The 507-nt window shown below is 59.4% G+C and carries 1 protein-coding gene; it reads right to left on the bottom strand.

What is annotated here, in order from left to right; genetic code table 11:
• Nucleotides 1-25: 25 nt before the first annotated feature.
• On the bottom strand, nt 26-507 hold a 482-nt coding region (locus U5A67_RS40530; RefSeq protein WP_321959837.1), incomplete at its 5' end, for a transposase.

A 507-nucleotide genomic window follows, 5' to 3' on the forward strand; every position in this document is an offset into this window, starting at 1 on the left:
GATTCCTGCCGCGTCTGACATGCTTTCAGGCATGACGGATCGCTTCGGTGGGTTCCTGCTTCATCGGGCGGCCTGACTGCACCATCCCTCCACAGGCAATAACGGCATGCCCTGCCGCCAGAACATTGAGCGCGCCGACATGATCGGCGCTCGCTTCGTGTCCGCATTCGACGCACCTGAACAGCGCCTGGCTCTTCCGGTTGTCCTTCGAGACATGGCCACAACGCGGACACGTACGGCTCGTGTTCTTCGGATCGACCGCAACGAAATACCCGCCGCGCCATCCAGTCTTGTATTCGAGCTGGCGTCGAAACTCGCCCCAGCCCTGGTCCAGAATCGACTTGTTGAGGCCTGACTTCGCGCGGACATTGCGCCCCGGTGCGATTGCCGTACCTTTCGCCGACTTCGACATGTTGCTGATTTTCAGGTCTTCGACCGCAATCATTGCGTGGTTTTTGCTGATTGAGTTCGACGCCTTGTGGAGAAAATCAGCGCGAGCGTCCGCGA

This window comes from Paraburkholderia sp. J69-1 (assembly GCF_905220255.1).
Lineage (GTDB): Bacteria > Pseudomonadota > Gammaproteobacteria > Burkholderiales > Burkholderiaceae > Paraburkholderia.